This window comes from Paraburkholderia caledonica NBRC 102488 (assembly GCF_000685095.1).
Lineage (GTDB): Bacteria > Pseudomonadota > Gammaproteobacteria > Burkholderiales > Burkholderiaceae > Paraburkholderia > Paraburkholderia caledonica.
This window is the reverse complement of the sequence record NZ_BAYE01000001.1, coordinates 211,669-234,350: the sequence shown is the minus strand read 5'-3', so window position 1 is coordinate 234,350 and position 22,682 is coordinate 211,669. Positions and strand designations below refer to the sequence as shown.

Genomic DNA, 22,682 nt, shown 5'->3' with positions numbered 1-22,682 from the left:
GTGAAATATGGGAAGAGATGAAAGCACGGGCGAAAAAAAACCGGTGCATGAGCACCGGTTTTCTGTTGACCCGATGACAGCGCAAGGCTGCGGGGTCTGTACAACTCATTAGATCGAGCCACTGCCAGTCAGGCGCGGCTGCCGCATTGAAGCAGCCAACCGCTTGCTGGTCGTGAGCGCTAGCGCGCTTTAGCTGCCGCGACGCGCGGTACGCGGGCCGTCGCTGCGGCGTGCGCCGTAGCCGCCGTCACGCGAGCCGCCGAAGCCTTCACGCGAACCGCCGCCGAAGCCGCCGTCACGTGAACCGCCGCCAGCCGACTTGCCGGCCCAACCGCCGCCGGTGCCGCTGCGCGAGCTGCTGCCATTACCGGCCGGCTTGCCCGAGCCGCTGCCAAAGCGGCGTCCGCCGCCATTGCCGCCGCCCGGACGGCCACGGCCGCCAAAGCCGGGACGGCCGTTACCCGACGGAGCCGACTTGCGCGGCTCGAAGCCAGTGACGACGTTGACCGGCAGCGGAGTGCGGACGAAGCGCTCGATGCGTTTCAGTGCGCCCTGTTCGGCGTGATGCACGAGGCTCACTGCGATACCCGAGCGGCCGGCACGGCCAGTGCGGCCGATACGGTGCACGTAGTCTTCAGCGAACTTCGGCAGGTCGTAGTTGAACACGTGCGTGATGCCCGGAATGTCGATACCGCGGGCGGCGACGTCCGTTGCCACCAGCACGCGAACGCGACGCTCGCGCAGTGCCTTAATCGTGCGATTACGCGCGCCTTGCGGCAGATCGCCGTGCAGTGCCGCCGATTCGAAACCAGCGTCAGCAAGACGGCCGGCCAGTTGGTCCGCGTCCATCTTGGTCGCCGTGAAGACGATAGCCTGGTCGAGGCCCGCGTCGCGCAGCAGATGGTCGAGCAGACGGTCCTTGTGATCGCGGTCGTCGACGTAATGAACGGTTTGCGCGATGTTGGTGCGCTGTTCGAGGCGCTGGACGATCTCGATACGCTCCGGATCCTTCAACAGGCGGCCCGTCAGCGAACCGATCTTGCCGTCGAGCGTGGCCGAGAAAAGCATGGTCTGACGCGTGGCCGGCGTAGCCGCGACGATCGTCTCGATGTCTTCGATGAAGCCCATGTCGAGCATGCGGTCAGCTTCGTCGAGCACGAGAATCTGCAATTGCGACAGGTCGATACGGCCGCGTTCCAGGTGATCGATCAGACGGCCCGGCGTGGCAACCAGGACTTCCGGGTTCTTTGCAAGCAGCATCAACTGCTGGCCATAAGCGACGCCGCCCAGAATGCTGACGGTGCGCAGACGCTTCAGATGCTTGCCGTATGTAGCAGCGGCGGTGGTGACCTGCATCGCGAGTTCGCGGGTCGGCGTCAGAACCAGCATGGTCGGACGGGCAACCGGTTGCGGGCGGCGCGTGCGTGCGCCGTCGGCCGGACGCGGTTCGCGCGGCTGGCTGGCTTGCGCCTTCTGCAACTGCGAGAAACGTTCGATGGCCGGCAGCATGAAGGCGGCGGTCTTGCCCGAACCGGTCGGGCTCGAAACCAGCAGGTCGCGGCCGGCGATGCCAGCCGGAACCGCACGTTGCTGAACCGGCGTCGGGTTCTGGTAGCCAGCGGCGGTCAGCGCGGAGACGACATCCGCGGACAGGCCGAGCGACGCGAACGTCGGACCGGCGGGCGCGGCGGCTTCAGCGGCGACGGCCGGCGCGGCAGCAACGGCTGCGGCTTGCACGGGTGCGTCGGCGAGACCGAGGGCTTGGTCGGCGATGGCGTTCAACGGGCTGCTGGGGGTATTGCTCGAAGTCATGAGAATCCTTGAAACACAGGGAATTAAAACGTCGGCGCCAATCGGCATACCCAAGTCGTCGGATTCAGCGAGCAAAGAAGCAGCGAGCAAATCGAAAAACGGGGGCAACTCGCAACAATAAAGGCGAGTTTTTCGTTAGAAGCTGTATCGGATGCGACAGGCCAACATTGGCTTGCCGCCAGCCTGGGACATGATCGCCCGTAGGGGGCTAGGCAGGAGGGGACAGGTTCTAAACTGGATTGGAGCTAAACGCTACGAGGCGCTGCGCCGCAAAGGCCGATAAATGAAAAACCGGGCAAAGCAGTGAAGCGCAGGCGACATTGTATAGGTATTTGTTGCACTGCGCCACTGTTAAGACATTTCCAGGCGCCACTTTCGCGCTTGAGATCGCGCGACGCTCCGCTGCGAGCGGCTAGGCGTCACTGGCTCATTATGCGGACGCGCCGCTCTTCAGCGATTCGACCAGTTCCACGTACTGCTGCTTGGCGGCGTCCTGCGCAGTGCCCTTGAGCGCTGCCCACGCGTCGTACTTGTATTTGCCGACGATGTCTGTGAAGCCCGGCTTGTCGCCCTGAACGTCGCCTTCGCTGGCTTGCTTGTAGAGGGCGTAAAGGCGCAACAGTGTGAGGTTGCCCGGACGCTCCGGCAGTTGTTTGACGTCTTCCTGGGCTTGGGTGAATTGCGTGTCGAGGTCCGTCATCGTCGTGCTCTCCGGCGGGGTGGTTAGGTGGCCGACGATCATAGCAATTGCATGCCACGACGTGGCCGAGGGCTTATTCCAAACGCAAGCCGCCTACGAGCAGGGAGTGGGCGCCCGTTTTGTATCAGTGCCTACGCTAGCGTGGACCTCGTGGCGACGACGCGCGTTGCAGCCGAGACCAAACCGCATCCGCGCGCGCGGTGCCGATTACAATACGGTCCATGACTCAAACAGTGCTTCTTGCCCTCGATACTTCCACCGAATTCTGCTCGGTAGCGCTTCTGTCCGCCGCCGCCGACGACGCCGGTGCAGCGGGCCACGCGCGCGCCGAGTCGCGCGTGTGGGTCCGTCACGAGCAGACGGGCGCCGTGTCCAGCACCCGCCTGCTGCCCGCAATCCGCGAACTTTTCGACGAAGCCGGTCTGACACTGGCCGACTGCAACGCGATTGCGTTCGGTTCAGGTCCCGGCTCGTTCACCGGTCTTCGCACCGCGACGGGCGCTGCGCAGGGGCTCTCGTTCGGCCTCGATCTGCCGGTCGTGCCGGTCAGCACGCTGCTGGTCTGCGCGGAGAGTGCGCGGCGCCGCGATCCGGCCGCTACGCGCGTGCTGGCGGCGCTCGACGCCCGCATGGACGAAATCTATTGGGCCGACTACGCGTGGGACGACGTTGACGGCGAATGGCGCACCGTTCAACGCGCATCGCTCGATACGCCCGAGCGGCTCGTGTTACCCGACGAACCGTTCACGCTCGCGGGCAACGCCGCCGCGGCCTTCGGCGCGCGGCTGCCGGCGCTCGCAGCCGCCCGAACCGTCGACCAGGAAGCATTGCCGCATGCGCTGCCGCTCGCGTACGCCGCATTGCGCGCGTTCCACGCGGGCCGCACGGTCCCGGCCGATCAGGCCGCGCCCGAGTACATCCGCAACAAGGTCGCGCAAACCACGGCCGAGCGCATCGCGGAAAAGGCCGCCAAGGCGGAGCAGGCCGCGGCGCTCGCTCATCGCGCCGAGCCTCGCGAGGGACGGCAATGAGCGGCGTGCTGCTGGCGGACCGCTACATGTCGCCCATGACCGAGGGCGACCTCGACGAAGTGGCCGCCATTGAAAAGCTCGCCTATGAATTCCCCTGGAGCCGCGTCAATTTCGGCGACTCCCTGCGCAACGGCTATTTCGGCGTTTGTCTGCGGCATGTTACGGGTACGCTGATCGGCTATTGCGTGCTGATGCCGGTCGTCGACGAAATGCATCTGCTGAATCTGTGCGTGACGCCCGCCGCTCAAGGGGCGGGTGCAGGACTCGCGCTTCTGCGGGAAGCCGTGCGCATTACCCGCGCCGAAAAACTGGATGGTCTGCTGCTGGAGGTGAGGCCGTCGAATCATCGCGCCATCCGGCTCTATGAGCGTTTCGGCTTCGCGTCGATCGGCCGGCGCAAAAACTATTATCCGGCGCGGCATCGCGGCCGGGAGGACGCCATCGTGATGCGTCTATCGTTTGTCAGGGAGGGCGCGGATGGCGCTGCATGAATCAGTACTGGAAGAGTTCGGGCTCGTGCCGCGCTGGGTACGTCGCGGGATGGCCGCGACCCAGGAAGCGGCTGACGAATCCGGCGCGGAGCAGGGCGCCGACGCGCCGCGCCCGCACCGTGCAAGCGACCTCACGCGGCTCGATGCGCGCGAGCCTTCTTCGGTCGGATTGACGCCGCAGACGTCGCCCGCGCCGGCTATGCGCACCGCAGAGCCGTCGCGACAAGCCGACGACGTCGTGCCGACGCAAACGCGGATCGGGAACGATGCGCCAGGTCTCGATAAACAGCGGTCCCAGCCGGGAGCGCCGCGCGATGATTCGCAGCAGGCAGAGCCGGCTGCGCGTGCTGAACAGTCCGCCCGCCGCGCAGATCAATCGGCAAATGGCGCGGAGCCGACGCAGCAGCGCGCGCCACGTGCCGCCGAAAGCCGCAATCCGGCAAGCGCCGAGCCGCACTTGCCAGAGTCCTCCTCGTTCGACGCTCCGCCCGCCGACGACTTCGCCTGGTTCGACGATCTCCCTCTTCATCCGCCGGGCGACGCTGGCGCGCCGATGCACGCGCTCGGCGACACGCCCCAACCTCCCGCGATCCACACGCTCGATTGGGACGCTTTGAGCGAGCGGGTCTCAACCTGCGAGCGCTGCCGGCTGTGCGAGAAGCGCACCAGGACGGTTTTCGGCGTGGGCGATCGGAACGCCGACTGGATGCTGATCGGCGAAGCGCCCGGCGAGAACGAAGACCGCGTGGGCGAGCCGTTCGTCGGCCAGGCCGGCAAGCTGCTGGACAACATGCTGCGCTCACTCACGCTGGCGCGCGACGCGGACGTATATATCGCGAACGTCATCAAGTGCCGGCCGCCCGGCAACCGCAATCCGGAACCTGATGAAGTCGCGCGTTGCGAACCCTATCTGCAACGCCAGGTGGGGCTTGTAAAGCCGAAGCTGATCGTAGCGCTCGGTCGCTTCGCCGCGCAAAGCCTGCTCAAGACCGACGCGAGCATTTCGTCGTTGCGCGGCCGCGTCCACGAGTACGAGGGTGTGCCGGTGATCGTCACCTATCACCCGGCCTATCTGCTGCGTAGCCTGCCGGACAAGGCCAAAGCGTGGGCCGATTTGTGTCTCGCGCGCGATACGTGGCGTGCGGCCGGTGGCGCAGCGTCGAACGCGGCAGAACAGTGAGCGCGGATGAGCCGGCGGTGCGCAAGAACGTCGCCGGCGCTCACTCTATCGGGGCGGCTGTTGGGAGCGGAGATTCCGTCCCGGCCGATGCCGGAAGCGCGCACGCCGCACTTTCCACATTGCTCGACAGGCTGCGCGACTGCGCGGTTCGCGATCTCGCCTGGCTGCTGTTGAGCGCCGATTTGTTGCGTCCGCAACCGCCGGTGGGCGAACTCGCCACTCCATTCGCGACCTCGCGGCAGCTACACGACATCGTCGACTGGCTGTGCGCGCTCGATGCAGCGCCCGCCCCGCTGCATGACGATCTCGCCGTCACGCGCATCACACGGCTCGGCCGCTACGCCGAACGCTTGCTCGGCTGGTTCCTGCGACACGGCCCGACGGCTCGGCTGATCGCGGCGGGCGTGCCGCTGCGGCGCGCGGGGGTCACGCAGGGTGAATGCGATTTCCTGCTACACGCGCAAGAGGGTGCGCGGCTTCACTGGGAACTTGCGGTGAAATGCTATCTGCATGCCGGCGATGTCAACGCGCGAACCGCATCGCAGTCAGGGGGCTGCTCGACCGCGCCGCTACCATCGTCCGCATCACCGCTCACGTCACCCCAGTTATCGAACTATGTCGGCCCGAACCTCAAGGACCGCTTCGACCTGAAGCTCGCCCATCTGCTCAATCATCAATTGCCCTTGAGCGCGCGCGAAGATTTTGCATCGACGGGTTATCCGGGACCGTGGACGCCGCAATTGTTCGTCAAAGGATGGTTGTTTTATCGGCATGGCGAGACGCCGGCAGATGCGGTCGAACTCGACCCCGTGCATGGCCGCGGCTGGTGGGTGACACGGAGTGAGTGGCCGGACTTCGCGGCGGCGCATGCGCAGCATTGGCGCGTCTTGCCGCGGCTCGAATGGCTGGCGCCCCGGCGTTATGGTCAAGACGCGGAGCAGACCGCCAGCAGGGCATTGATCGATCCGCTAGCGCTCACCGCACGAAGCGCCCAGCCAACCGGCCCAACCATGATCGCCGCATTGGCAGAAGACGCGGCGGGCAACCTGGTTGAACGCTCGCGTGGCTTCGTCGTACCCGACGAGTGGCCTGAGCAGGCTCAGGCCTACGCAAGGCAGTAGCGCTGCCGCGTTACCACCATCGATAGAAATGATGCACGGGTCCGACGCCGTTGCCGACGTCGAGCCGATCGCTCGCCTGCAATGCGCCGGTCAAATACTCCTTGGCCCCCGCGACCGCGCTCGCCAGATCGTCGCGTTGCGGCATCAGGGCTGCAATCGCTGACGACAGCGTGCAGCCCGTTCCATGCGTGTTCTTCACCGGCACACGCGGGCCGCCTAGCCGCAGCGTGCCGCTTTCCTGGACTAGCCAGTCCGGACTGTCGGTCGCGCTCAGATGACCGCCTTTCATCAGCACCGCGCGGGCGCCGAGCGCGCGCAGCGCTTCGCCTTGCTCGACCATGCCGGCTTCGTCGGCAGCCGGTTGCACGCCGTCGAGCAGTGCGGCGGCTTCAGGAAGATTGGGCGTCAGCAGATCGGCGAGCGGCAGTAGTTCTTCGCGCAATGCGGCGACCGCATCCGGAAGCAGCAACGCATGGTTGCTCTTCGAAATCATCACCGTATCGAGGACGATGTACGTGGGCTTGTGCCGGCGCAACGCGTCGGCAACTGCACGGACAATCGACGCGTTGGCGAGCATGCCGATCTTCACCGCGTCGATGCGGATGTCGTCGAACACGGCGTCGAGTTGCGCGGTGATAAAGCCCGCGTCCGGCGCGTGGATCGCGGTGACTCCGCGCGTGTTCTGCGCGGTGAGCGCGGTAATCACACTCGCGCCGTAAGCGCCGAGCGCCGAGAAAGCCTTCAGATCGGCTTGAATGCCAGCGCCGCCGCCCGAGTCGGAACCGGCGATGGTCAGCACATTGGGAATCGGTTGGGTCATCGCGAAGCGGGAAAGGGTGAAGGCGCGAGGGCGGCGGCAGGAGCGGACGCGCCCCGACGCGTTAGTGCTTGACTTCGCCGATCAGCGCGACGGAGTCGAACGCGCGCTGGTTCGCCTGGTGACGCCGCATCACGAGCCACATCATCAGGCAGACGAAGGTGCCGAACAGCACGATGACCGCCGTGACCGGCACGTCGAGCCAGACCAGCACCGCGTACAGACACAGCATGACGAGCACGGAGAGGTTCTCGTTGAAGTTCTGCACGGCGATCGAGTGACCCGCCGACAGCAGCACGTGGCCGCGATGCTGGAGCAGCGCATTCATCGGTACGACGAAGAAGCCCGACAGGCCGCCGACGATCATCAGGAAGACATAAGCGACGATCAGATAACCCGGCACGTGCATCCGGCCGAAGTACACCCCCCAATGAGCAGGGAAGAGGTTGCGTGTATAGAAGGCCATGAGCATCACGGCAAGCCCCATCATGATGCCCACCGGCAGCACCGACAGCGACTTTTTCAGCGGCACGCGCGAGGCGGCGAAGATCGCGCCGCCCGCGACGCCGACGGCCACCACCGCCTGCAGGATTGCCGCTTCGGAGAGCGACATGTTGAGCGACACTTCCGCCCACTTCAGCACGATGAATTGCAGCGTGGCGCCCGCGCCCCAGAACAGCGTCGTGACCGCGAGCGAGATCTGCCCGAGCTTGTCGCGCCACAGCACGAGAAAACAGTCCGCGAAATCGGTGACGAGTTTGATCGGGCCGCGTTCCTGCTTCGGGTAGCGCGCGCCGGTGTCGGGAATGCGCAGATTGAAGAGCGCAGCGATTACGTAGATCACCATGATGACCAGCATCGCCGCTTCAGCGGGCGTGTTGACCGTGGGGATATGGTGCCGCAGGATCGGCGCCGCGATATGCGGACTGATCAGCGCTCCGCCGAGCACCGTACCGAGAATGATCGAGCCGACCGTGGTGCCTTCGATCCAGCCGTTCGCGGCGACGAGCCTGTCAGGCGGCAGCAGTTCGGTGAGAATCCCGTATTTGGCGGGCGAATACGCAGCCGCGCCAAAACCCACGATTCCATACGCAAGAAGCGGATGCGCGCCGACCAGCATCGTGATGCAGCCGAGCACCTTGATAGTGTTCGTGATGAACATTACGCGTCCTTTGGGACGCGAATCGGCGAAGGCGCCCACGAAGGCGGCTAGAACGACGTACGACAGCACAAAGAACAACTTGAGCAGCGGCGTCATCCAGTTCGGGGCGTGTAGATCTTTCAGCAGTGCGATAGCAGCGATCAGAAGCGCATTGTCGGCCAGCGACGAAAAAAACTGCGCGGCCATGATGGTGTAAAAACCTTTTTTCATCTGATGCGATGCTGTCCTCGCTGCGGTCTGTCCGCCCCGGCCGTTTGTTATGCGTCCGGGCTTATGCCGTTCGAAATGGGTTGTGCGCACGGCTTTATATCATGAAAATAGCTGCATTCAGACTAGCAGAATCCTTGATCGCACCGCCCAGTGGGCTGCCGCGCGTTGAAAACGCCGTGTAAGCCGCTGATTCGCAAGCGTCTTTACGAAAATACTCCATGCCGCGCCCCCTCTCAGCCACGATTCACACCTCCGCCCTCGCCAATAACCTCGCCGTCGCGCGCCGCTATGCGCCTAAATCGAAGATCTGGGCGGTCGTGAAGGCCAATGCGTACGGCCATGGCCTCGCGCGTGCTTTTCCAGGTCTGCGTGCAACTGACGGCTTTGGGTTGCTGGACCTCGAAGAAGCCGTGAAGTTGCGTGAATTGGGTTGGGCCGGCCCGATTCTTTTACTCGAAGGCTTTTTTCGTCCGACGGATATCGACGTCATCGACCGCTACAGCCTGACCACGGCGCTCCACTCGGACGAGCAGTTGCGCATGCTGGAAATGGCGCGGCTTTCGAAACCTGTCAACATCCAGTTGAAGATGAATAGCGGCATGAACCGGCTCGGCTACACGCCGGAGAAATTTCGTGCGGCGTGGGAGCGGGCGCGCGCCTGTCAGGGCGTCGGTCAGATCACGCTAATGACCCATTTTTCCGACGCCGACAGCGAGCGTGGCGTGTCTCACCAGATGGAAACGTTCGAGCGCGGTGCGCAGGGCATCGCCGGCATGCGCAGCCTTGCCAATTCGGCGGCCACGCTGTGGCATCCGCAATCGCACTTCGACTGGGTACGCCCGGGCATCATTCTGTACGGCGCGTCGCCTTCGGGCATGTCCGCGGCAATCCAAGGCACCGGCTTGCAGCCCGCCATGACGCTCACGTCCGAACTGATCGCCGTGCAGACAATCGCGGAAGGCCAGACGGTCGGCTACGGTTCGCTTTTCAAAGCGCGTGGGCCGATGCGCATCGGCGTGGTGGCGTGCGGTTACGCGGACGGTTATCCACGCGTCGCGCCGGAAGGCACGCCGGTGATCGTCGAGGGCGTGCGCACGCGGGTCGTGGGACGCGTGTCCATGGACATGCTCACCGTCGACCTCACGCCGGTGCCCACTGCGAACGTGGGCTCGCGCGTCGAGTTGTGGGGCGCGTCGCTGCCAATCGACGACGTTGCGCGCGCCTGCGGCACGATCGGCTACGAGCTGATGTGCGCAGTCGCGCCACGCGTGCCGGTGCGTGCCGAGTAATGTCCGGCAACGCGTATTGACGCGAGGCAATAGCGGAGCGCGCTGTTTCATCGAACGGCGCGCTCGATACAGGTACGCCAAACAACAGTAACCAGGCAAGAACGCGTGGCAAAAGCAAAAACGTTGTACGTATGCAGTGAATGCGGCGGTCAAACGCCAAAGTGGGCGGGCCAGTGCCCGTCCTGTCAGGCCTGGAACACACTCGTCGAATCGGTCGCCGAAACACCTTCCACCCATCGTTTCCAGTCGCTCGCGAAGAGTGCGCCGGTGCGGCGTCTCGCCGATATCGAAGCCTCCGACGTGCCGCGCTTTTCCACTGGCGTTGGCGAGTTCGACCGGGTGCTCGGCGGCGGCCTCGTGCCCGGCGGCGTGGTGCTGATCGGCGGCGATCCGGGCATCGGCAAATCGACGCTGTTGCTGCAGTCGCTCGCCGAAATTGCCGCCGACAAGCGTGCGCTTTACATCAGCGGTGAAGAGTCGGCCGCGCAGATTGCGTTGCGCGCGCAACGGTTGTCGCTGCTGGAGTCCGGTTCCAAAGCGAGCGAACTGCAATTGCTTGCCGAAATCCAGCTTGAGAAAATTCAGGCGACGATTGCGGAGCAGCAGCCCGACGTCGCGGTCATCGACTCGATCCAGACCGTCTATTCCGATGCGCTCACGTCGGCGCCGGGCTCGGTCGCGCAAGTGCGAGAGTGCGCGGCGCAATTGACACGCATCGCGAAGCAGTCGGGCACCACGATCATCATGGTTGGCCACGTGACCAAGGAAGGCGCCCTCGCGGGACCGCGCGTGCTGGAACACATAGTCGATACGGTGTTGTACTTCGAGGGCGACACGCACTCGTCGTTTCGCCTCGTGCGCGCGATCAAGAACCGCTTTGGCGCGGTCAACGAACTCGGCGTGTTCGCAATGACCGAGCGCGGCTTGCGCGGCGTCGCGAACCCGTCGGCGCTCTTTCTGTCGCAGCACGAGCAGTCGGTGCCGGGCTCGTGCGTGCTGGTCACGCAGGAAGGCACGCGGCCGCTGCTGGTCGAAGTTCAAGCGCTGGTGGATTCCGCCAATGCACCGAATCCACGGCGCCTCGCCGTCGGCCTGGAGCAGAACCGGCTGGCGATGCTGCTCGCCGTGCTGCATCGGCACGCGGGCATCGCATGTTTCGATCAGGATGTGTTCCTGAACGCGGTGGGCGGCGTGAAGATCACCGAGCCTGCCGCGGACCTCGCGGTGCTGCTCGCGATTCATTCTTCGATGCGCAACAAGCCGTTGCCGAAGGGGCTCGTGGTATTCGGCGAAGTAGGTCTTGCCGGCGAAATCCGGCCGTCGCCGCGCGGCCAGGAGCGCTTGAAGGAAGCCGCCAAGCTCGGCTTTTCGGTCGCCGTCATTCCAAAGGCCAACGCGCCCAAGCAGCCGATAGAAGGCTTACAGGTCGTTGCGGTCGAACGTATCGAACAGGCTATCGACCGGGTCCGCACCCTCGAATAGACGCCTATAGCGCGCGTGGTGTGCCACGCGCGCGCCGTAATGCGCCGTAAATATCTCCAGGTTGGTTGTAACCAACAAGCCCTTCCTTTTTCCTTAAGCTGCAAAGCTATTGCATCCCTTCCGATGCCCGAAAAAGGATCGCGCCTTGAAACACTCACATGAAACCATAGCCGAAGGGCCGATACAGGTGCGTGGCTGCCGGGTCTCAGCGCCCATTCACCAGCCGTGGGGCGGCACTTGCCGGATCGTCGAGTGGATCGACAGAACGGGGCAGATTTCGCGCCGCGTCGTAGCCGGCGACGCGACTGCCGCCGAGGTGCGCGCCACCATCAATCGCCACGTGGAAGGCCGCAAACATCTGCTCTACGACGACGAAAAGACGCCGCGTCAGACGTTGCCGCGGCAGACGGTGGCGCGCCGGTGACGCTGCCGGCTGGCGCGAGGTGTTGAAGAGCGTTGCGCCTGGCTCGGGCTTCGATTGCGCTTTGCCGGCGCTCGAGTCGCGTTTCGCGCCGGTGTCGAATTGCGGTTCAATCGTGCTCCGGTCGCGATTTAGGGCGCGCGTCGCTCCGGCCTTCGAATCCGTTTGTGAGTTCATCCGGCTCGTCATGCTCGTCATACTCTTCGTGCGCTTGCGGAGTGAACAGCGGATGCTGGGCCGCTTCGGCCGCCGTCAAGACTGGCGAGACGCAGCAATCGAGCGGCTCCAGCAACGCAACCCATTCATCGAGCGCACGTGTTCCGATGACGTCGGCGAGTTCCCGTGTGAGCGCAACGGCGTCCGGCCCGCCGATCGCCTGGCCGAGACTCCAGTGGCGCGTGGCCCATTCAGGGCGATCGAGCGCCATGCACAAGCTTTCCCAGAACTTCAGCTCCAGCGCGCCCACCGCGAGCCAGCGGCCGTCCAACGTACGGTACAAGTTGTAGCAGGGCACGCCGCCGTTCAGCAGGCCCGCGCCTGGCGCTGTTTGTTCCGTTGCGTTTCGCGCCGTGTTCGCGGCGGCGCGGGCCGCGCTATCTCTCGCGGCATTTCCCGCGGAATCGCCATTAGCGAGCGCGACCTGCGCGATCACGTTGTGCGCATGAGTGGCGTGTGTCATCGAAACGTCGACGAAACGGCCTTCGCCGCCGCGCGACACATGCCATAACGCGGCGAGGATCTGCGTGACCGCGCTGAGCGCGCCGCCGAGCAGATCGGCTATCTGGAAATTCGGCACGATTGGCGCGCCGTCGCGGTCGGTGAGTTGGTCGAGAACGCCCGCGTAGCCGATGTAATTCAGATCGTGTCCGGCATGATCGGCGAACGGGCCGCGTGCGCCGTAGCCGCTGATCGCGCAGTACACAAGCCGCGGATTGGCCGCGCGTAGCGTCGCGTAGCCCACGCCGAGCCGATCCATCACCCCCGGCCGGAAGCTTTCGATCAACACGTCCGCTTCCGCCGCGAGCGCTCGCAGCACATTGCGTCCTGCTTCCGACTTGAGGTCGAGCCGCGTCTCGCGCTTACCGCGATTCACCAGCCGGTAAAACGCGCCGGGCCGTCCGGCCACGCGGTCGCTCGACGACTGCATCATTGTTCGCGTCGGGTCACCGGCGCCGGGCGCTTCGATTTTCAGCACTTCGGCGCCGAGTTCGGCAAGCCGTAGCGCGGCGACCGGGCCTGGCAACAGGCGCGTGAGGTCGAGCACGCGCAGACCTCTTAACGGCGGCGGGGCGGACGCCGCGTCTGAAGCGGAGTCGGCGGCTGAAACGGAAGATGCAGCGGAGGACATCGCAGATGACAAAGCCAACCTCTCGTCGATGCCGGCGCGGATCGCGGACAGCGTCCCGCTAGCCGATTTGTTCGAGTTCCTCGTGTGTCTCGAGCCATTCGGCTTCGAGTGCTTCAAGGCGCGCGTTCACGTCTGCCTGACGGCGAATTGCGTCCGTCAGTTTGCTCTTTTGAGCCGGCTCGTAGCTGGCAGGATCGGCGACGAATGCGTCGAGCGTCGCCTTTTCCGCGTTGAGCGCGTCCATCTCTTTCTCGATCTTCGTGATACGGCTTTGCAGCGGCTTTTTCAGGTGCGCTAGCTTCTGACGGGTTTCCGCTTCCAGCCGGCGCTGTTCCTTGCGATTCACGCCGCCGTCCGCGCCGTTGTCGCCATTGAACGCGCCGTTCGCCGCATTGCCCGCTTTCAGCGCCGCGCGCTGCTCGGCCGCATGTTGCAGCAGCCAGTCGCGATAATCGTCGAGATCGCCGTCGAATTCCTGCAAGCGGTGCTTCGCGACCAGCATGAACTGATCTGTCGTGGCGCGCAGCAAATGCCGGTCGTGCGACACGAGGATCAGCGTGCCTTCGAACTGCGCGAGCGCCATGGTCAGCGCGTGCCGTGTTTCGAGATCCAGGTGGTTGGTCGGCTCGTCGAGCAGGAGCAGGTTCGGCTTCTGCCAGATGATCAGCGCGAGTGCGAGCCGCGCCTTTTCGCCGCCGGAGAAGGGGGCGATCTTCGACGTCGCCATTTCGCCGGAAAAGTTGAAGCTGCCGAGGAAGTCGCGCAATTCCTGCTCACGCGTATCCGGCGCAAGGCGCGCGAGGTGCTGCAAGGGCGAGTCGTCCGCGCGCAGCGTTTCGAGCTGATGCTGCGCGAAGTAGCCGATGCGCAGGCCCTTGCCTTCGCGCACGTGGCCGCCGAGCGGCGCGAGCGTGCCGGCCAGCGTCTTGATCAGCGTGGACTTGCCCTGGCCGTTTGCGCCGAGCAGCCCGATGCGCTGGCCGTTCTGAATAGACAGCATCACGCGCTCGACGATCGGAATTTCGACGCCTTCTTCGCTGTGATAGCCGCAGCGCACGTCTTCCATCACCATCATCGGGTTCGGCGCGGAATCGGGCGTGCGAAATTCGAAGGTGAACGGCGACGCGGCGTGCGCCGGCGCTATCAGTTCCATCTTCTCGAGCGCCTTCACGCGGCTTTGCGCCTGGCGGGCCTTGGTGGCCTGTGCCTTGAAGCGGTTGATGTAGCTCTGCAGATGCTCCACCGTGCGCTGCTGCTTTTCGTATGCGCTCTGTTGCAACGCGATCTGCTGCGCGCGCAGTACTTCGAACTGCGAGTAGTTGCCGCCGTAACGCTTGATCTGCTGCTGTTCGAGATGCAGCGTGACGTTGCAGACCGAATCGAGAAATTCGCGGTCGTGCGAGATCACGATCAAGGTGCCCGGATAACGGTGCAACCAGTCTTCGAGCCAGACGATTGCGTCGAGATCCAGGTGGTTGGTCGGTTCGTCGAGCAGCAGCAGATCCGAACGGCACATGAGCGCCTGGGCGAGATTGAGCCGCATGCGCCAGCCGCCCGAGAAGCTGCTCACCGGTTCACGGGTCTGGTCGAGCGTGAAACCGAGGCCGAGCAGCAGCGCTTCGGCGCGCGCGGGGGCGGTGTAGCCGTCCGCGTCCGCAAAGGCTGCATGCGCGTTGGCTTCGGCCGCGCCGTCGTGCGCGGCGGAGGCGGCCGCGATCTGCGCTTCGATTGCACGCAACGCCGCGTCGCCGTCGAGCGTATAGGCGAGGGCGGTCTTGTCCGCAGCGGGTGTTTCCTGCGCGACGTGCGCGATCTGCCACGTCGGCGGGATCGAAAAATCGCCGCCGTCCGCGTGCAGTTCGCCGAGCAGCACGGCAAACAGTGTCGACTTGCCAGCGCCGTTTGCTCCCACGAGGCCCGCCTTTTCGCCGGGATTCAGGGTGAACGTGGTGTTGTCGAAGAGCGGCTTGGTGCCGCGGGCGAGGCTGAACTGGTTAAAGCGGATCACGAAGAGGCCGGCTTGAGAAAAACGCTATTTTAGACTGCCGGGGATGACACCGGGCGCTCAGCCGGCATCAGCCATTCGGCCGACTGTATCCGCCGCGCTTTTGGCATAGACTGACGGCTTTCCTGGGGAGAGCACATGACATCGATTTATTCTTTTTCGGCCCGCACGCTAGGCGGCGAGGAAGTGAGCCTCGGGCAGTACGAAGGCAAGGTCTTGCTGATCGTCAATACGGCGAGCGAATGCGGATTCACGCCGCAATATGCGGGCTTGCAGAAGCTGTATGAGGGCTATGCGGCACGCGGGCTTGCGGTGCTGGGCTTCCCATGCAATCAGTTCGGCAAGCAGGAGCCGGGCGACGCGGCGCAAATCGGCAGCTTCTGCGAAAAGAACTACGGCGTCACTTTCCCGATGTTCGACAAGGTAGACGTGAACGGTGCCAACGCGCATCCGCTGTTCCGCTATTTGACAGGCGAGGCGCCCGGCCTGCTGGGTCTCGAAGCGATCAAGTGGAACTTCACGAAGTTTCTTATCGGCCGTGACGGCAACGTGGTCAAGCGCTACGCGCCTTTGACCAAGCCCGAGGCGATTGTCGAGGACATCGAAAAACTGCTGTAACCGCGCGACGCGTGCCGCGACGGCTCACAGAATTGGCGAAAACAGTCGGGCCACATGCATCAGCACGCGCCGTAATGCGCTCGCGTGGCGGTACTCGTTGCGATCTATCTCTCGAGATTCGGTGAAATCGGCGAGCAGCATTGTCTCGACTTCTTTCGCAAAATTGCGGTCGACCGTCATCACCATGATCTCGAAGTTCAGGCGAAACGAACGGTTGTCGAGATTGGCGCTGCCGACCGCCGCGGCCACGCTGTCGATCAGCACGACCTTCTGGTGCAGAAAACCCGGCTGGTAGCGAAAAATGCGAATGCCCGCGCGCAGCGAATCGTACGCATACAGTTTCGACGCTTCGAACACCACTACGTGATCGCGCCGGCTGGGAATCAGAATGCGGACATCCACACCGCGCAGCGCTGCAAGCCGCAGCGCCGAGAACACGGCTTCGTCGGGCACCAGGTAGGGCGTCGTAATCCAGATGCGCTCGCGCGCGGCATTGATCGCTTCGACGAAGAAGAGCGAGCAGGTTTCCTGCTTGTCGGCCGGGCCGCTCGGCACGACGAGGCAGTGCATGTCGTGGCCCGTTGCCGGATCTGCGGAGTTGGCCGGGTCGGACGGCGCCGTCGGTAGATCGAGTTGAGGCAACTGCTGCGTTGCCCAGTACCAGTCTTCGGTGAACACGAACTGGATGCTGGCGACTGCCGGGCCGCGCACCTCGATATGAGTGTCGCGCCACGGCGAGAGCGGCGGCTTGCCGCCCAGGTATTCCACGCCGACATTGTGGCCGCCGACAAACGCGCGTTCGCCGTCGACCGAAACGATCTTGCGATGGTTGCGGAAGTTCAGTTGCAGCCGGTTGACGAACCGGCGATTGGTGGCGAACGAATGCGTGTCCACGCCGCCCGCGCGCAGCGACGCGACATAGCGGTGCGGCAGATCGAAGCTGCCGATGCTGTCGTAGAGGAAATACACGCGCACGCCTTGCTGCGCTTTCGCTATCAGTGCGTCTTTGAACATTTCGCCGAGCGCATCGTCGCGCACGATGAAGAACTGCACGATCACGTAATGGCGTGCGTTTTCGATGGCCTGGAAAATCGCTTCGAATGTCGCGGTGCCGTTCACCAGCGTGCGCACGGAATTGCCCGGCAGAAACGGCATGCCGCCCAGCCGTGTGAGCGAGTGGACGAGCCTGCCGCCAAGTGCATGCGCGGGGAGTTGCGCCGAGGAAGCAAGCCTGTCCCACTCTGGAGGATGCGCGTGCGCGCGCAGCAATTCGTTTTCGACGCGGCGGGCGTCGGCGTAACCCGCAAACTTGCTGCGCCCGAGAAAGAGGTATGGGACGAGCGTGAGATACGGCATCGCGACCAGCGACACGGCCCACGCAATTGCGCCTTGTGACGTGCGGGTATTGAGAATCGCGTGACATGCCGCGACCACGCCGAGTATGTGGGCGAGGGCCACCAGCGTGCCGACGTGAAGCAGGTCGAATTGCATAGGCGAGCGAAGGGATGGGCGAAGCGCTGCACGGCTCGCTGGACGAACACGGGCAGCTAAGCTAACAAGCTAAGGAACTAACCAGATAACGGCGCCCATCTTACCGAACGCGCGCGGGTTGGGGGCGGGTTGGGTTTGCCTGAAACTACGGCAAGCGTTTGCACGGCGTCGCAACCACAGCGAGGACCTAACCGTGACCGACGGCTCATGCATCCGCTGTGGTCGAGCGTTTTACAGGATCAAAGCAACCGCTTTGCATGAACTCGCAGTGAGCAGCGGAACCACTCACTGCGACTCACAACCAAGCCTCGACTCCGGCCCGGTGTCTGCCGGTTCAGACTGGCAGGTCGGCGGCCTGGATCAGAAACACGTTGTCGTCGCCGGCGCTCGTCGACAGCCACACGAGATTCAACCCGCCGAATGCCGCTTCCACATGCTGACGTTCGTTGCCGATTTCGATTACGAGCACGCCGTCTTCGGTCAACCAGTTGCGCGCGTCGGCGATGATCCGCCGCACGATGTCCATGCCGTCGCTGCCGCCCGCGAGTGCCATTTCCGGCTCGTGCTTATATTCGGCGGGCAACTCCTGCATCGACGCGGCGTTTACATACGGAGGGTTGCTGATGATCACGTCGTAGCGGCGCTCGGCGAGCGGCGCATACAGGTCGCCCTCGAAGAGAGCGATGCGCTCTTCGAGCTTGTAGTCGTCCACGTTGCGCGCGGCGACTTCGAGAGCCGGCGCGGAGAGGTCGACCGCGTCGATATCGGCATTCGGAAACGCGTGCGCCGCAAGAATCGCGAGGCAGCCTGAGCCCGTGCAAAGTTCGAGCACGGCGCTGACCTGTTCGGGATCTTCAACGTAAGGTTGCAGCCCGTCCTGCAGCAACTCGCCGATGAACGAACGCGGCACGATCGCGCGTTCGTCGACGTAGAAGCGAAAGCCGTGCATCCATGCTTCCTGGGTAATGTACGCAGCCGGCACCCGCTCGGTGGCGCGACGCTCGATCACGTTGAGAACCGCGTCGATCTCGGCCGCGCTCAAGCGTGCGTCCATGAACGGATCTAGCAGGTCGAGCGGTAGATGCAGCGTGTGCAGCACCAGATAGGCGGCTTCGTCGTACGCATTGGCCGAGCCGTGCCCGAACGAGAGCCCGGACTGGTTAAAGCGCGACACCGCGAAACGCAGCAGGTCGCGGACAGTGGAAAAGGGCAGCGTCATCGCAATAGTCCTTGGATATATCCCGGTTAAGCGATCAGTTGTTCGAGCACGCGGCGGTACACGTTTTTAAGCGGCTCGATGTGGGCGACGTCGATATGTTCGTCGATCTTGTGAATGCTGGCGTTCAGCGGGCCGAACTCGACCACCTGTTGGCAGATCCGCGCGATGAAGCGGCCGTCCGAGGTGCCGCCGGTGGTCGACAGTTCGGTGCTCACGCCGGTTTCGTCCTTGATCGCTTTGGCCAGCGCGTTCGACAGATCGCCGTGGGGCGTGAGGAATGGCAAGCCGCTCACGGTCCACTGCAGGTCGTATTCGAGACCATGCCGGTCCAGGATTGCATGCACGCGTTGCTGCAAGCCTTGCACGGTGCTGGCTGTCGAGAAGCGGAAGTTGAACATCACGTCCGCGTGGCCGGGAATCACGTTGGTGGCGCCGGTGCCGCTATGGATATTCGACACCTGCCACGTGGTGGGAGGGAAGTATTCATTGCCGTCGTCCCAGCGCTCGGCGACGAGTTCCGCCAGCGCGGGCGCGAGCAGATGCACCGGATTTTTCGCCAGATGCGGATAAGCGATATGGCCTTGCACGCCCTTGACGACGAGCTTGCCCGACATCGAACCGCGCCGGCCGTTTTTCACCGTGTCGCCGAACTGCGTGCTCGAAGTCGGTTCGCCGACGATGCAATAGTCCATGCGCTCGCCGCGCGCTTGCAGCGCCTCGACGACTTTGACGGTGCCGTCGGTGGCGGGGCCTTCTTCGTCGCTCGTGATCAGGAACGCGATCGAGCCGCGATGCCGCGGGTGCGCCGCGACGAACTCCTCGCTCGCGACCACGAAGCCGGCGATCGAGGTTTTCATGTCGGCTGCGCCGCGACCGTACAGCTTGCCGTCGCGATGCGTCGGTTCGAACGGCGCGGACTGCCATTGCTCCAGCGGGCCGGTGGGCACCACGTCCGTGTGGCCGGCAAAGGCAAGCAGCTTGCCCGCGCGGCCGTCAACGCCGCGTTTGACGGCCCACAGGTTCGTTACGCCGTTGGATTCAATGGTTTCGTGCTCGAAGCCGAGCGCGGACAGGCGTTCGATCAGGAGGCGCTGGCAATGCTGATCGTCGGGCGTGACGGAGGCGCGCGCGATCAGTTGTTCGGTAAGGGCGAGGGTGCCGGACATGGATTCGATACAAGCCACTTTGGGATGAAAAAATGCCGGCTGGCGGTGACGCACCGCAGCCGGCAACAGCTTTGACGCAACGCGGGGACGCCGCGTTCAAGCAACACAATGCAGCGGCAGCGCAAGCGGCGCAGCGCTCACGCGAACGCCGCCATGCTCACGCAAACAGCGCCGCATATTCTTCGGGCGAAAAACCAAGCGACTTCACGCGCCCGTTGATCACCAGCACGGGCCGCTTGATGACCGACGGCTTGTGGATCATCAACGCGATCGCGCCCGGCTGCGTGTCCGCCGCCGCCTTCATGTCGTCGGACAGACCGCGCCACGTCGTGCCGCGGCGGTTCAGCAATGCGTCGAGCTTGACGTCTTTCAGCCAGTCCTGCACGAGCGGCTCGGTCACGCCGGCTTTCTTGAAGTCATGAAACTCGAACTCCACGCCGTGCTCTTCGAGCCACACACGCGCCTTCTTCACGGTGTCGCAGTTCGGAATTCCGTAGACGACAGTCTTGGTGCCGCGCGCCATTAGTCGCCTCGCAGAAGCTCATTCAAGCCGACCTTCGCACGTGTCTTTGCGTCGACCTTCTTGACGATCACGGCGCAATAGAGGCTGTGCGAACCGTCCTTTGACGGCAGGTTGCCCGCCACCACGACCGAGCCCGCCGGAATGCGACCGTATGTGACTTCGCCGGTTTCGCGGTCGTAGATCTTGGTGCTCTGGCCGAGGTACACGCCCATCGAAATCACCGAATTTTCTTCGACGATCACGCCTTCCACCACTTCCGAACGCGCGCCGATGAAGCAGTTGTCTTCGATGATGACCGGGTTTGCCTGCAGCGGCTCCAGCACGCCGCCGATGCCCACGCCGCCCGACAGGTGCACGTTCTTGCCGATCTGCGCGCAGGAACCGACGGTGGCCCACGTGTCGACCATCGAGCCTTCGTCGACATAGGCGCCGATGTTGGTGTACGACGGCATCAGCACGACGTTCTTCGCGATGAACGAGCCGCGGCGCGCGATGGCGGGCGGCACGACGCGAAAGCCGCCGGCGGCGAAGTCTTCAGCGGTGTAGTTGGCGAACTTCGAGGGCACCTTGTCGTAGAACTGGCTGTAGCCGCCTGCCGGCATCGGCGCGTTGTCTTCGAGGCGGAACGACAGCAGCACGGCTTTCTTCAGCCATTGATTGACGACCCAGTCGCCGTCCTTCTTCTCGGCGACGCGCAGCGCGCCCTTGTCCAGTTGCTCGATGGCGTGGGCGACGGCTTCACGCACGTCGGCCGGCGCGGCCTTGGGCGACAGCTCGGCGCGGTTGTCCCAGGCGGTGTCGATGATTTGCTGAAGTTGTTGCGACATATGCGTGCTTTCTGAAGAGTTGAAGTCTGAAGAAGGGAGGCGGTGCGCAAGGCGTTCGCCGGGAAAACGGAACAGGAACAATCAGCGGCAGGCCACGCGACGAATCTGACGACGAGCCGGCCTGGAACCCGGCAAACTCAGCCCGCAAGCCCGCGGCAAAAATCGACGATGCGTTGCGCGCCCTGCGTGCATTCGTCGACGTCGGCGACAAGCGCGAGGCGCACGAAATTGCGGCCGGGATTGACGCCGTGCGCGGTGCGCGCGAGGAACGAGCCCGGCAGAACCGTCACATTATAGTCGGCGTAAAGACGCTGGGCGAACTCCGTGTCCGTGAGGCCGGTGCGCGAGACGTCGGCCCACAGATAGAACGCGGCGTCGGGCAGGCGCACGTCGAGCACCGCCGCAAGCATCGGCGTGACGGTGGAAAACTTCTGCACGTATTTCGCGCGGTTCTCGCGCACGTGCGCTTCGTCGTTCCAGGCTGCGATGCTCGCGCTTTGAAACACCGTCGACAACGCCGCGCCGTGGTACGTCCGGTACAACAGGAAGTCTTTGAGAATCGCCGCGTCGCCCGCGACGAAGCCCGAGCGCATGCCGGGCACATTCGAGCGCTTCGACAGGCTCGACAGCATGATGAGTCTGTCATAACCGCGGCCGAGCTTGTGCGCCGCTTCGAGGCCGCCGAGCGGCGCGTTGGCTTCGTCGAAATAGATCTCGGAGTAGCACTCGTCGGAGGCGATCACGAAGCCGTGGCGGTCCGACAGCGCGAAGAGTTCGCGCCAGTCTTCGAGCGTCAGCACCGCGCCGGTCGGGTTGCCCGGCGAGCAGACATACAGCAGTTGCGTGCGAGCCCAGACGTCGGCCGGCACCGCCGAGTAATCGCACGCGAAGTTGCGCGCCGGGTCGCTATTGACGAAATAGGGCTCTGCGCCCGCGAGAATCGCCGCGCCTTCGTAGATTTGGTAGAACGGGTTCGGACAGAGTACGATCGCAGGCTCGCCTTTCGCGTTGCGCTTCGGGTCGATGACCGTTTGTGCGAGCGCAAACAGCGCCTCGCGCGAACCCGAGACCGGCAGCACCTGGGTCGCGGGATCCACCGGCGGCAGGCCGTAGCGCTGCGTAACCCACTTCGCGATCGACTCGCGCAACGGCAGCGACCCTACGGTGGCCGGATACGCGGACAGACCGCCGAGCGAGGCGATCACGGCGTCGGTTATCAACGTGGGCGTCGGATGTTTCGGCTCGCCAATGCCGAAGCTGATATGCGGGAAGCCGGCGGCCGGCGCGACGTCTTTGAAAAGCGCGCGCAGCTTTTCGAACGGATAGGGCTGGAGGGAGTCGAGTAGCGGATTCACTGGGCGGATCGAGCCTGATCGAAGAGGGCGCGGAAAGATGCACGACGGCGCATGCGCTGGGCCGCGCCGCGCGAAAACGGCAGCGGCGGCGAGCATGGGATTATAGCGTGCGTGGGGGCTGGCGTTGGGTCGCGGGTGGGCGTAGGCCACGGTCAAACTTGCGGCAAGCGGGCATCGGCGAGGCCGGCCTGGCGCCAAGGAGTCATCAATCAGCACAAGCCTGGCATTAGACAAGGCATTACCAAGGCACCACCACCCGCCAGGCGGCGCAGCTAATGCGCTGCAGCGGGAACGACGCGGAACGTAACAGTCCGCGCAGAAACAAGGCAGGAGCAGCAATGTACGCAGCAATCGAGGAGACGTCCGAACGACGAACGTGCGAAAACGCCGCAGTCCGTGACACGAACAGCACCG

20 protein-coding genes are annotated in these 22,682 nt (G+C 64.2%); 8 read left to right on the top strand and 12 right to left on the bottom strand.

All coding sequences use genetic code 11. The annotated features are described in order from the left end of the window. Positions 1 to 189 precede the first annotated feature (189 nt). Together BCA01S_RS01125 and BCA01S_RS01120 are read right to left on the bottom strand one after the other, a co-directional pair. Positions 190 to 1,812 carry a DEAD/DEAH box helicase gene (locus tag BCA01S_RS01125; protein ID WP_027775356.1) on the bottom strand — a complete coding sequence of 541 codons (1,623 nt, stop codon included), beginning with the start codon at positions 1,810 to 1,812 and terminating at the stop codon, positions 190 to 192. Positions 1,813 to 2,242: 430 nt separating this feature from the next. Then, the gene (locus tag BCA01S_RS01120) at positions 2,243 to 2,512 is read right to left on the bottom strand and encodes an acyl-CoA-binding protein (RefSeq protein WP_027775355.1); all 270 of its coding nucleotides are present in this window, start codon (positions 2,510 to 2,512) and stop codon (positions 2,243 to 2,245) included. Positions 2,513 to 2,733: 221 nt separating this feature from the next. Between BCA01S_RS01120 and tsaB the strand changes: the two genes are divergently transcribed. From tsaB to BCA01S_RS01100, 4 genes are all read left to right on the top strand, one after another. Further along, complete coding sequence (gene tsaB, locus BCA01S_RS01115) at positions 2,734 to 3,543, top strand: tRNA (adenosine(37)-N6)-threonylcarbamoyltransferase complex dimerization subunit type 1 TsaB (protein ID WP_027775354.1); 810 nt, start codon at positions 2,734 to 2,736, stop codon at positions 3,541 to 3,543. Further along, the gene (gene rimI / locus BCA01S_RS01110) at positions 3,540 to 4,034 is read left to right on the top strand and encodes a ribosomal protein S18-alanine N-acetyltransferase (protein WP_027775353.1); all 495 of its coding nucleotides are present in this window, start codon (positions 3,540 to 3,542) and stop codon (positions 4,032 to 4,034) included. The genes tsaB and rimI overlap by 4 nt, the downstream gene beginning before the upstream one ends. Continuing rightward, positions 4,021 to 5,214 (top strand): uracil-DNA glycosylase, encoded by a 1,194-nt coding sequence (locus BCA01S_RS01105; RefSeq protein WP_027775352.1) that lies wholly within the window; start codon positions 4,021 to 4,023, stop codon positions 5,212 to 5,214. Before rimI ends, BCA01S_RS01105 begins: the two co-directional genes overlap by 14 nt. 119 nt (positions 5,215 to 5,333) lie before the next feature. Beyond that, positions 5,334 to 6,335 carry a DUF1853 family protein gene (locus tag BCA01S_RS01100; RefSeq protein ID WP_027775351.1) on the top strand — a complete coding sequence of 334 codons (1,002 nt, stop codon included), beginning with the start codon at positions 5,334 to 5,336 and terminating at the stop codon, positions 6,333 to 6,335. A 10-nt stretch (positions 6,336 to 6,345) separates the two neighbouring features. On the opposite strand, the gene thiD is transcribed toward BCA01S_RS01100, so the two are convergent. Together thiD and lplT are read right to left on the bottom strand one after the other, a co-directional pair. Continuing rightward, positions 6,346 to 7,155, bottom strand: a complete 810-nt coding sequence (gene thiD / locus BCA01S_RS01095; RefSeq protein ID WP_027775350.1) for a bifunctional hydroxymethylpyrimidine kinase/phosphomethylpyrimidine kinase — start codon at positions 7,153 to 7,155, stop codon at positions 6,346 to 6,348. Positions 7,156 to 7,216: 61 nt separating this feature from the next. Beyond that, positions 7,217 to 8,524: a lysophospholipid transporter LplT gene (lplT, locus tag BCA01S_RS01090; protein ID WP_027775349.1), complete on the bottom strand. Its 1,308-nt coding sequence runs from the start codon at positions 8,522 to 8,524 to the stop codon at positions 7,217 to 7,219. Positions 8,525 to 8,742: 218 nt separating this feature from the next. Here lplT and alr point away from each other — a divergent pair, with 218 nt between their 5' ends. The 3 genes from alr to BCA01S_RS36795 all read left to right on the top strand — a co-directional run bounded on the left by alr (position 8,743) and on the right by BCA01S_RS36795 (position 11,719). After that, entirely contained in the window at positions 8,743 to 9,813 is a 1,071-nt protein-coding gene (gene alr / locus BCA01S_RS01085) for an alanine racemase (RefSeq protein ID WP_027775348.1), read from the top strand. Between the two features lie 105 nt (positions 9,814 to 9,918). Next, entirely contained in the window at positions 9,919 to 11,295 is a 1,377-nt protein-coding gene (gene radA / locus BCA01S_RS01080) for a DNA repair protein RadA (RefSeq protein ID WP_027775347.1), read from the top strand. A gap of 145 nt (positions 11,296 to 11,440) precedes the next feature. Next, positions 11,441 to 11,719, top strand: coding sequence for a DUF2866 domain-containing protein (locus BCA01S_RS36795; protein WP_020065610.1), 279 nt, complete (start codon positions 11,441 to 11,443; stop codon positions 11,717 to 11,719). 106 nt (positions 11,720 to 11,825) lie between these two features. On the opposite strand, the gene BCA01S_RS34305 is transcribed toward BCA01S_RS36795, so the two are convergent. Together BCA01S_RS34305 and BCA01S_RS01065 are read right to left on the bottom strand one after the other, a co-directional pair. Then, positions 11,826 to 12,980 (bottom strand): CaiB/BaiF CoA transferase family protein, encoded by a 1,155-nt coding sequence (locus tag BCA01S_RS34305; protein WP_042317752.1) that lies wholly within the window; start codon positions 12,978 to 12,980, stop codon positions 11,826 to 11,828. A 142-nt stretch (positions 12,981 to 13,122) separates the two neighbouring features. After that, positions 13,123 to 15,072 carry an ATP-binding cassette domain-containing protein gene (locus tag BCA01S_RS01065; protein WP_027775345.1) on the bottom strand — a complete coding sequence of 650 codons (1,950 nt, stop codon included), beginning with the start codon at positions 15,070 to 15,072 and terminating at the stop codon, positions 13,123 to 13,125. 135 nt (positions 15,073 to 15,207) lie between these two features. Here BCA01S_RS01065 and BCA01S_RS01060 point away from each other — a divergent pair, with 135 nt between their 5' ends. Continuing rightward, a complete protein-coding gene (locus BCA01S_RS01060) occupies positions 15,208 to 15,687 on the top strand; it encodes a glutathione peroxidase (protein WP_020065613.1) in 480 nt (159 codons plus the stop codon). 24 nt (positions 15,688 to 15,711) lie between these two features. Here the strand turns inward: BCA01S_RS01060 and cls are convergent, their stop codons facing one another. The 6 genes from cls to dapC all read right to left on the bottom strand — a co-directional run bounded on the left by cls (position 15,712) and on the right by dapC (position 22,268). After that, positions 15,712 to 17,178 carry a cardiolipin synthase gene (cls, locus tag BCA01S_RS01055; protein ID WP_027775344.1) on the bottom strand — a complete coding sequence of 489 codons (1,467 nt, stop codon included), beginning with the start codon at positions 17,176 to 17,178 and terminating at the stop codon, positions 15,712 to 15,714. Positions 17,179 to 17,512: 334 nt separating this feature from the next. Beyond that, positions 17,513 to 18,397, bottom strand: coding sequence for a 50S ribosomal protein L3 N(5)-glutamine methyltransferase (prmB, locus tag BCA01S_RS01050; protein WP_027775343.1), 885 nt, complete (start codon positions 18,395 to 18,397; stop codon positions 17,513 to 17,515). A 26-nt stretch (positions 18,398 to 18,423) separates the two neighbouring features. Further along, a complete protein-coding gene (dapE, locus tag BCA01S_RS01045; RefSeq protein ID WP_027775342.1) occupies positions 18,424 to 19,563 on the bottom strand; it encodes a succinyl-diaminopimelate desuccinylase in 1,140 nt (379 codons plus the stop codon). 157 nt (positions 19,564 to 19,720) lie between these two features. Next, complete coding sequence (locus tag BCA01S_RS01040; protein WP_027775341.1) at positions 19,721 to 20,086, bottom strand: ArsC family reductase; 366 nt, start codon at positions 20,084 to 20,086, stop codon at positions 19,721 to 19,723. Continuing rightward, entirely contained in the window at positions 20,086 to 20,913 is an 828-nt protein-coding gene (dapD, locus tag BCA01S_RS01035; protein ID WP_027775340.1) for a 2,3,4,5-tetrahydropyridine-2,6-dicarboxylate N-succinyltransferase, read from the bottom strand. The genes BCA01S_RS01040 and dapD overlap by 1 nt, the downstream gene beginning before the upstream one ends. 137 nt (positions 20,914 to 21,050) lie before the next feature. Beyond that, positions 21,051 to 22,268 (bottom strand): succinyldiaminopimelate transaminase, encoded by a 1,218-nt coding sequence (gene dapC, locus BCA01S_RS01030; protein ID WP_027775339.1) that lies wholly within the window; start codon positions 22,266 to 22,268, stop codon positions 21,051 to 21,053. Positions 22,269 to 22,682 lie beyond the last annotated feature (414 nt).

Excerpts from the sequence above, each read along its gene's own strand:
- tsaB (WP_027775354.1), top strand. The coding sequence starts at position 2,734 with ATGACTCAAACAGTGCTTCTTGCCCTCGATACTTCCACCGAATTCTGC.
- lplT (WP_027775349.1), bottom strand. The coding sequence starts at position 8,524 with ATGAAAAAAGGTTTTTACACCATCATGGCCGCGCAGTTTTTTTCGTCG.
- thiD (WP_027775350.1), bottom strand. The coding sequence starts at position 7,155 with ATGACCCAACCGATTCCCAATGTGCTGACCATCGCCGGTTCCGACTCG.
- BCA01S_RS01105 (WP_027775352.1), top strand. The coding sequence starts at position 4,021 with ATGGCGCTGCATGAATCAGTACTGGAAGAGTTCGGGCTCGTGCCGCGC.
- prmB (WP_027775343.1), bottom strand. The coding sequence starts at position 18,397 with ATGACGCTGCCCTTTTCCACTGTCCGCGACCTGCTGCGTTTCGCGGTG.
- dapD (WP_027775340.1), bottom strand. The coding sequence starts at position 20,913 with ATGTCGCAACAACTTCAGCAAATCATCGACACCGCCTGGGACAACCGC.
- cls (WP_027775344.1), bottom strand. The coding sequence starts at position 17,178 with ATGCAATTCGACCTGCTTCACGTCGGCACGCTGGTGGCCCTCGCCCAC.
- alr (WP_027775348.1), top strand. The coding sequence starts at position 8,743 with ATGCCGCGCCCCCTCTCAGCCACGATTCACACCTCCGCCCTCGCCAAT.
- BCA01S_RS01060 (WP_020065613.1), top strand. The coding sequence starts at position 15,208 with ATGACATCGATTTATTCTTTTTCGGCCCGCACGCTAGGCGGCGAGGAA.
- rimI (WP_027775353.1), top strand. The coding sequence starts at position 3,540 with ATGAGCGGCGTGCTGCTGGCGGACCGCTACATGTCGCCCATGACCGAG.
- BCA01S_RS01125 (WP_027775356.1), bottom strand. The coding sequence starts at position 1,812 with ATGACTTCGAGCAATACCCCCAGCAGCCCGTTGAACGCCATCGCCGAC.
- BCA01S_RS01120 (WP_027775355.1), bottom strand. The coding sequence starts at position 2,512 with ATGACGGACCTCGACACGCAATTCACCCAAGCCCAGGAAGACGTCAAA.
- BCA01S_RS01040 (WP_027775341.1), bottom strand. The coding sequence starts at position 20,086 with ATGGCGCGCGGCACCAAGACTGTCGTCTACGGAATTCCGAACTGCGAC.
- dapE (WP_027775342.1), bottom strand. The coding sequence starts at position 19,563 with ATGTCCGGCACCCTCGCCCTTACCGAACAACTGATCGCGCGCGCCTCC.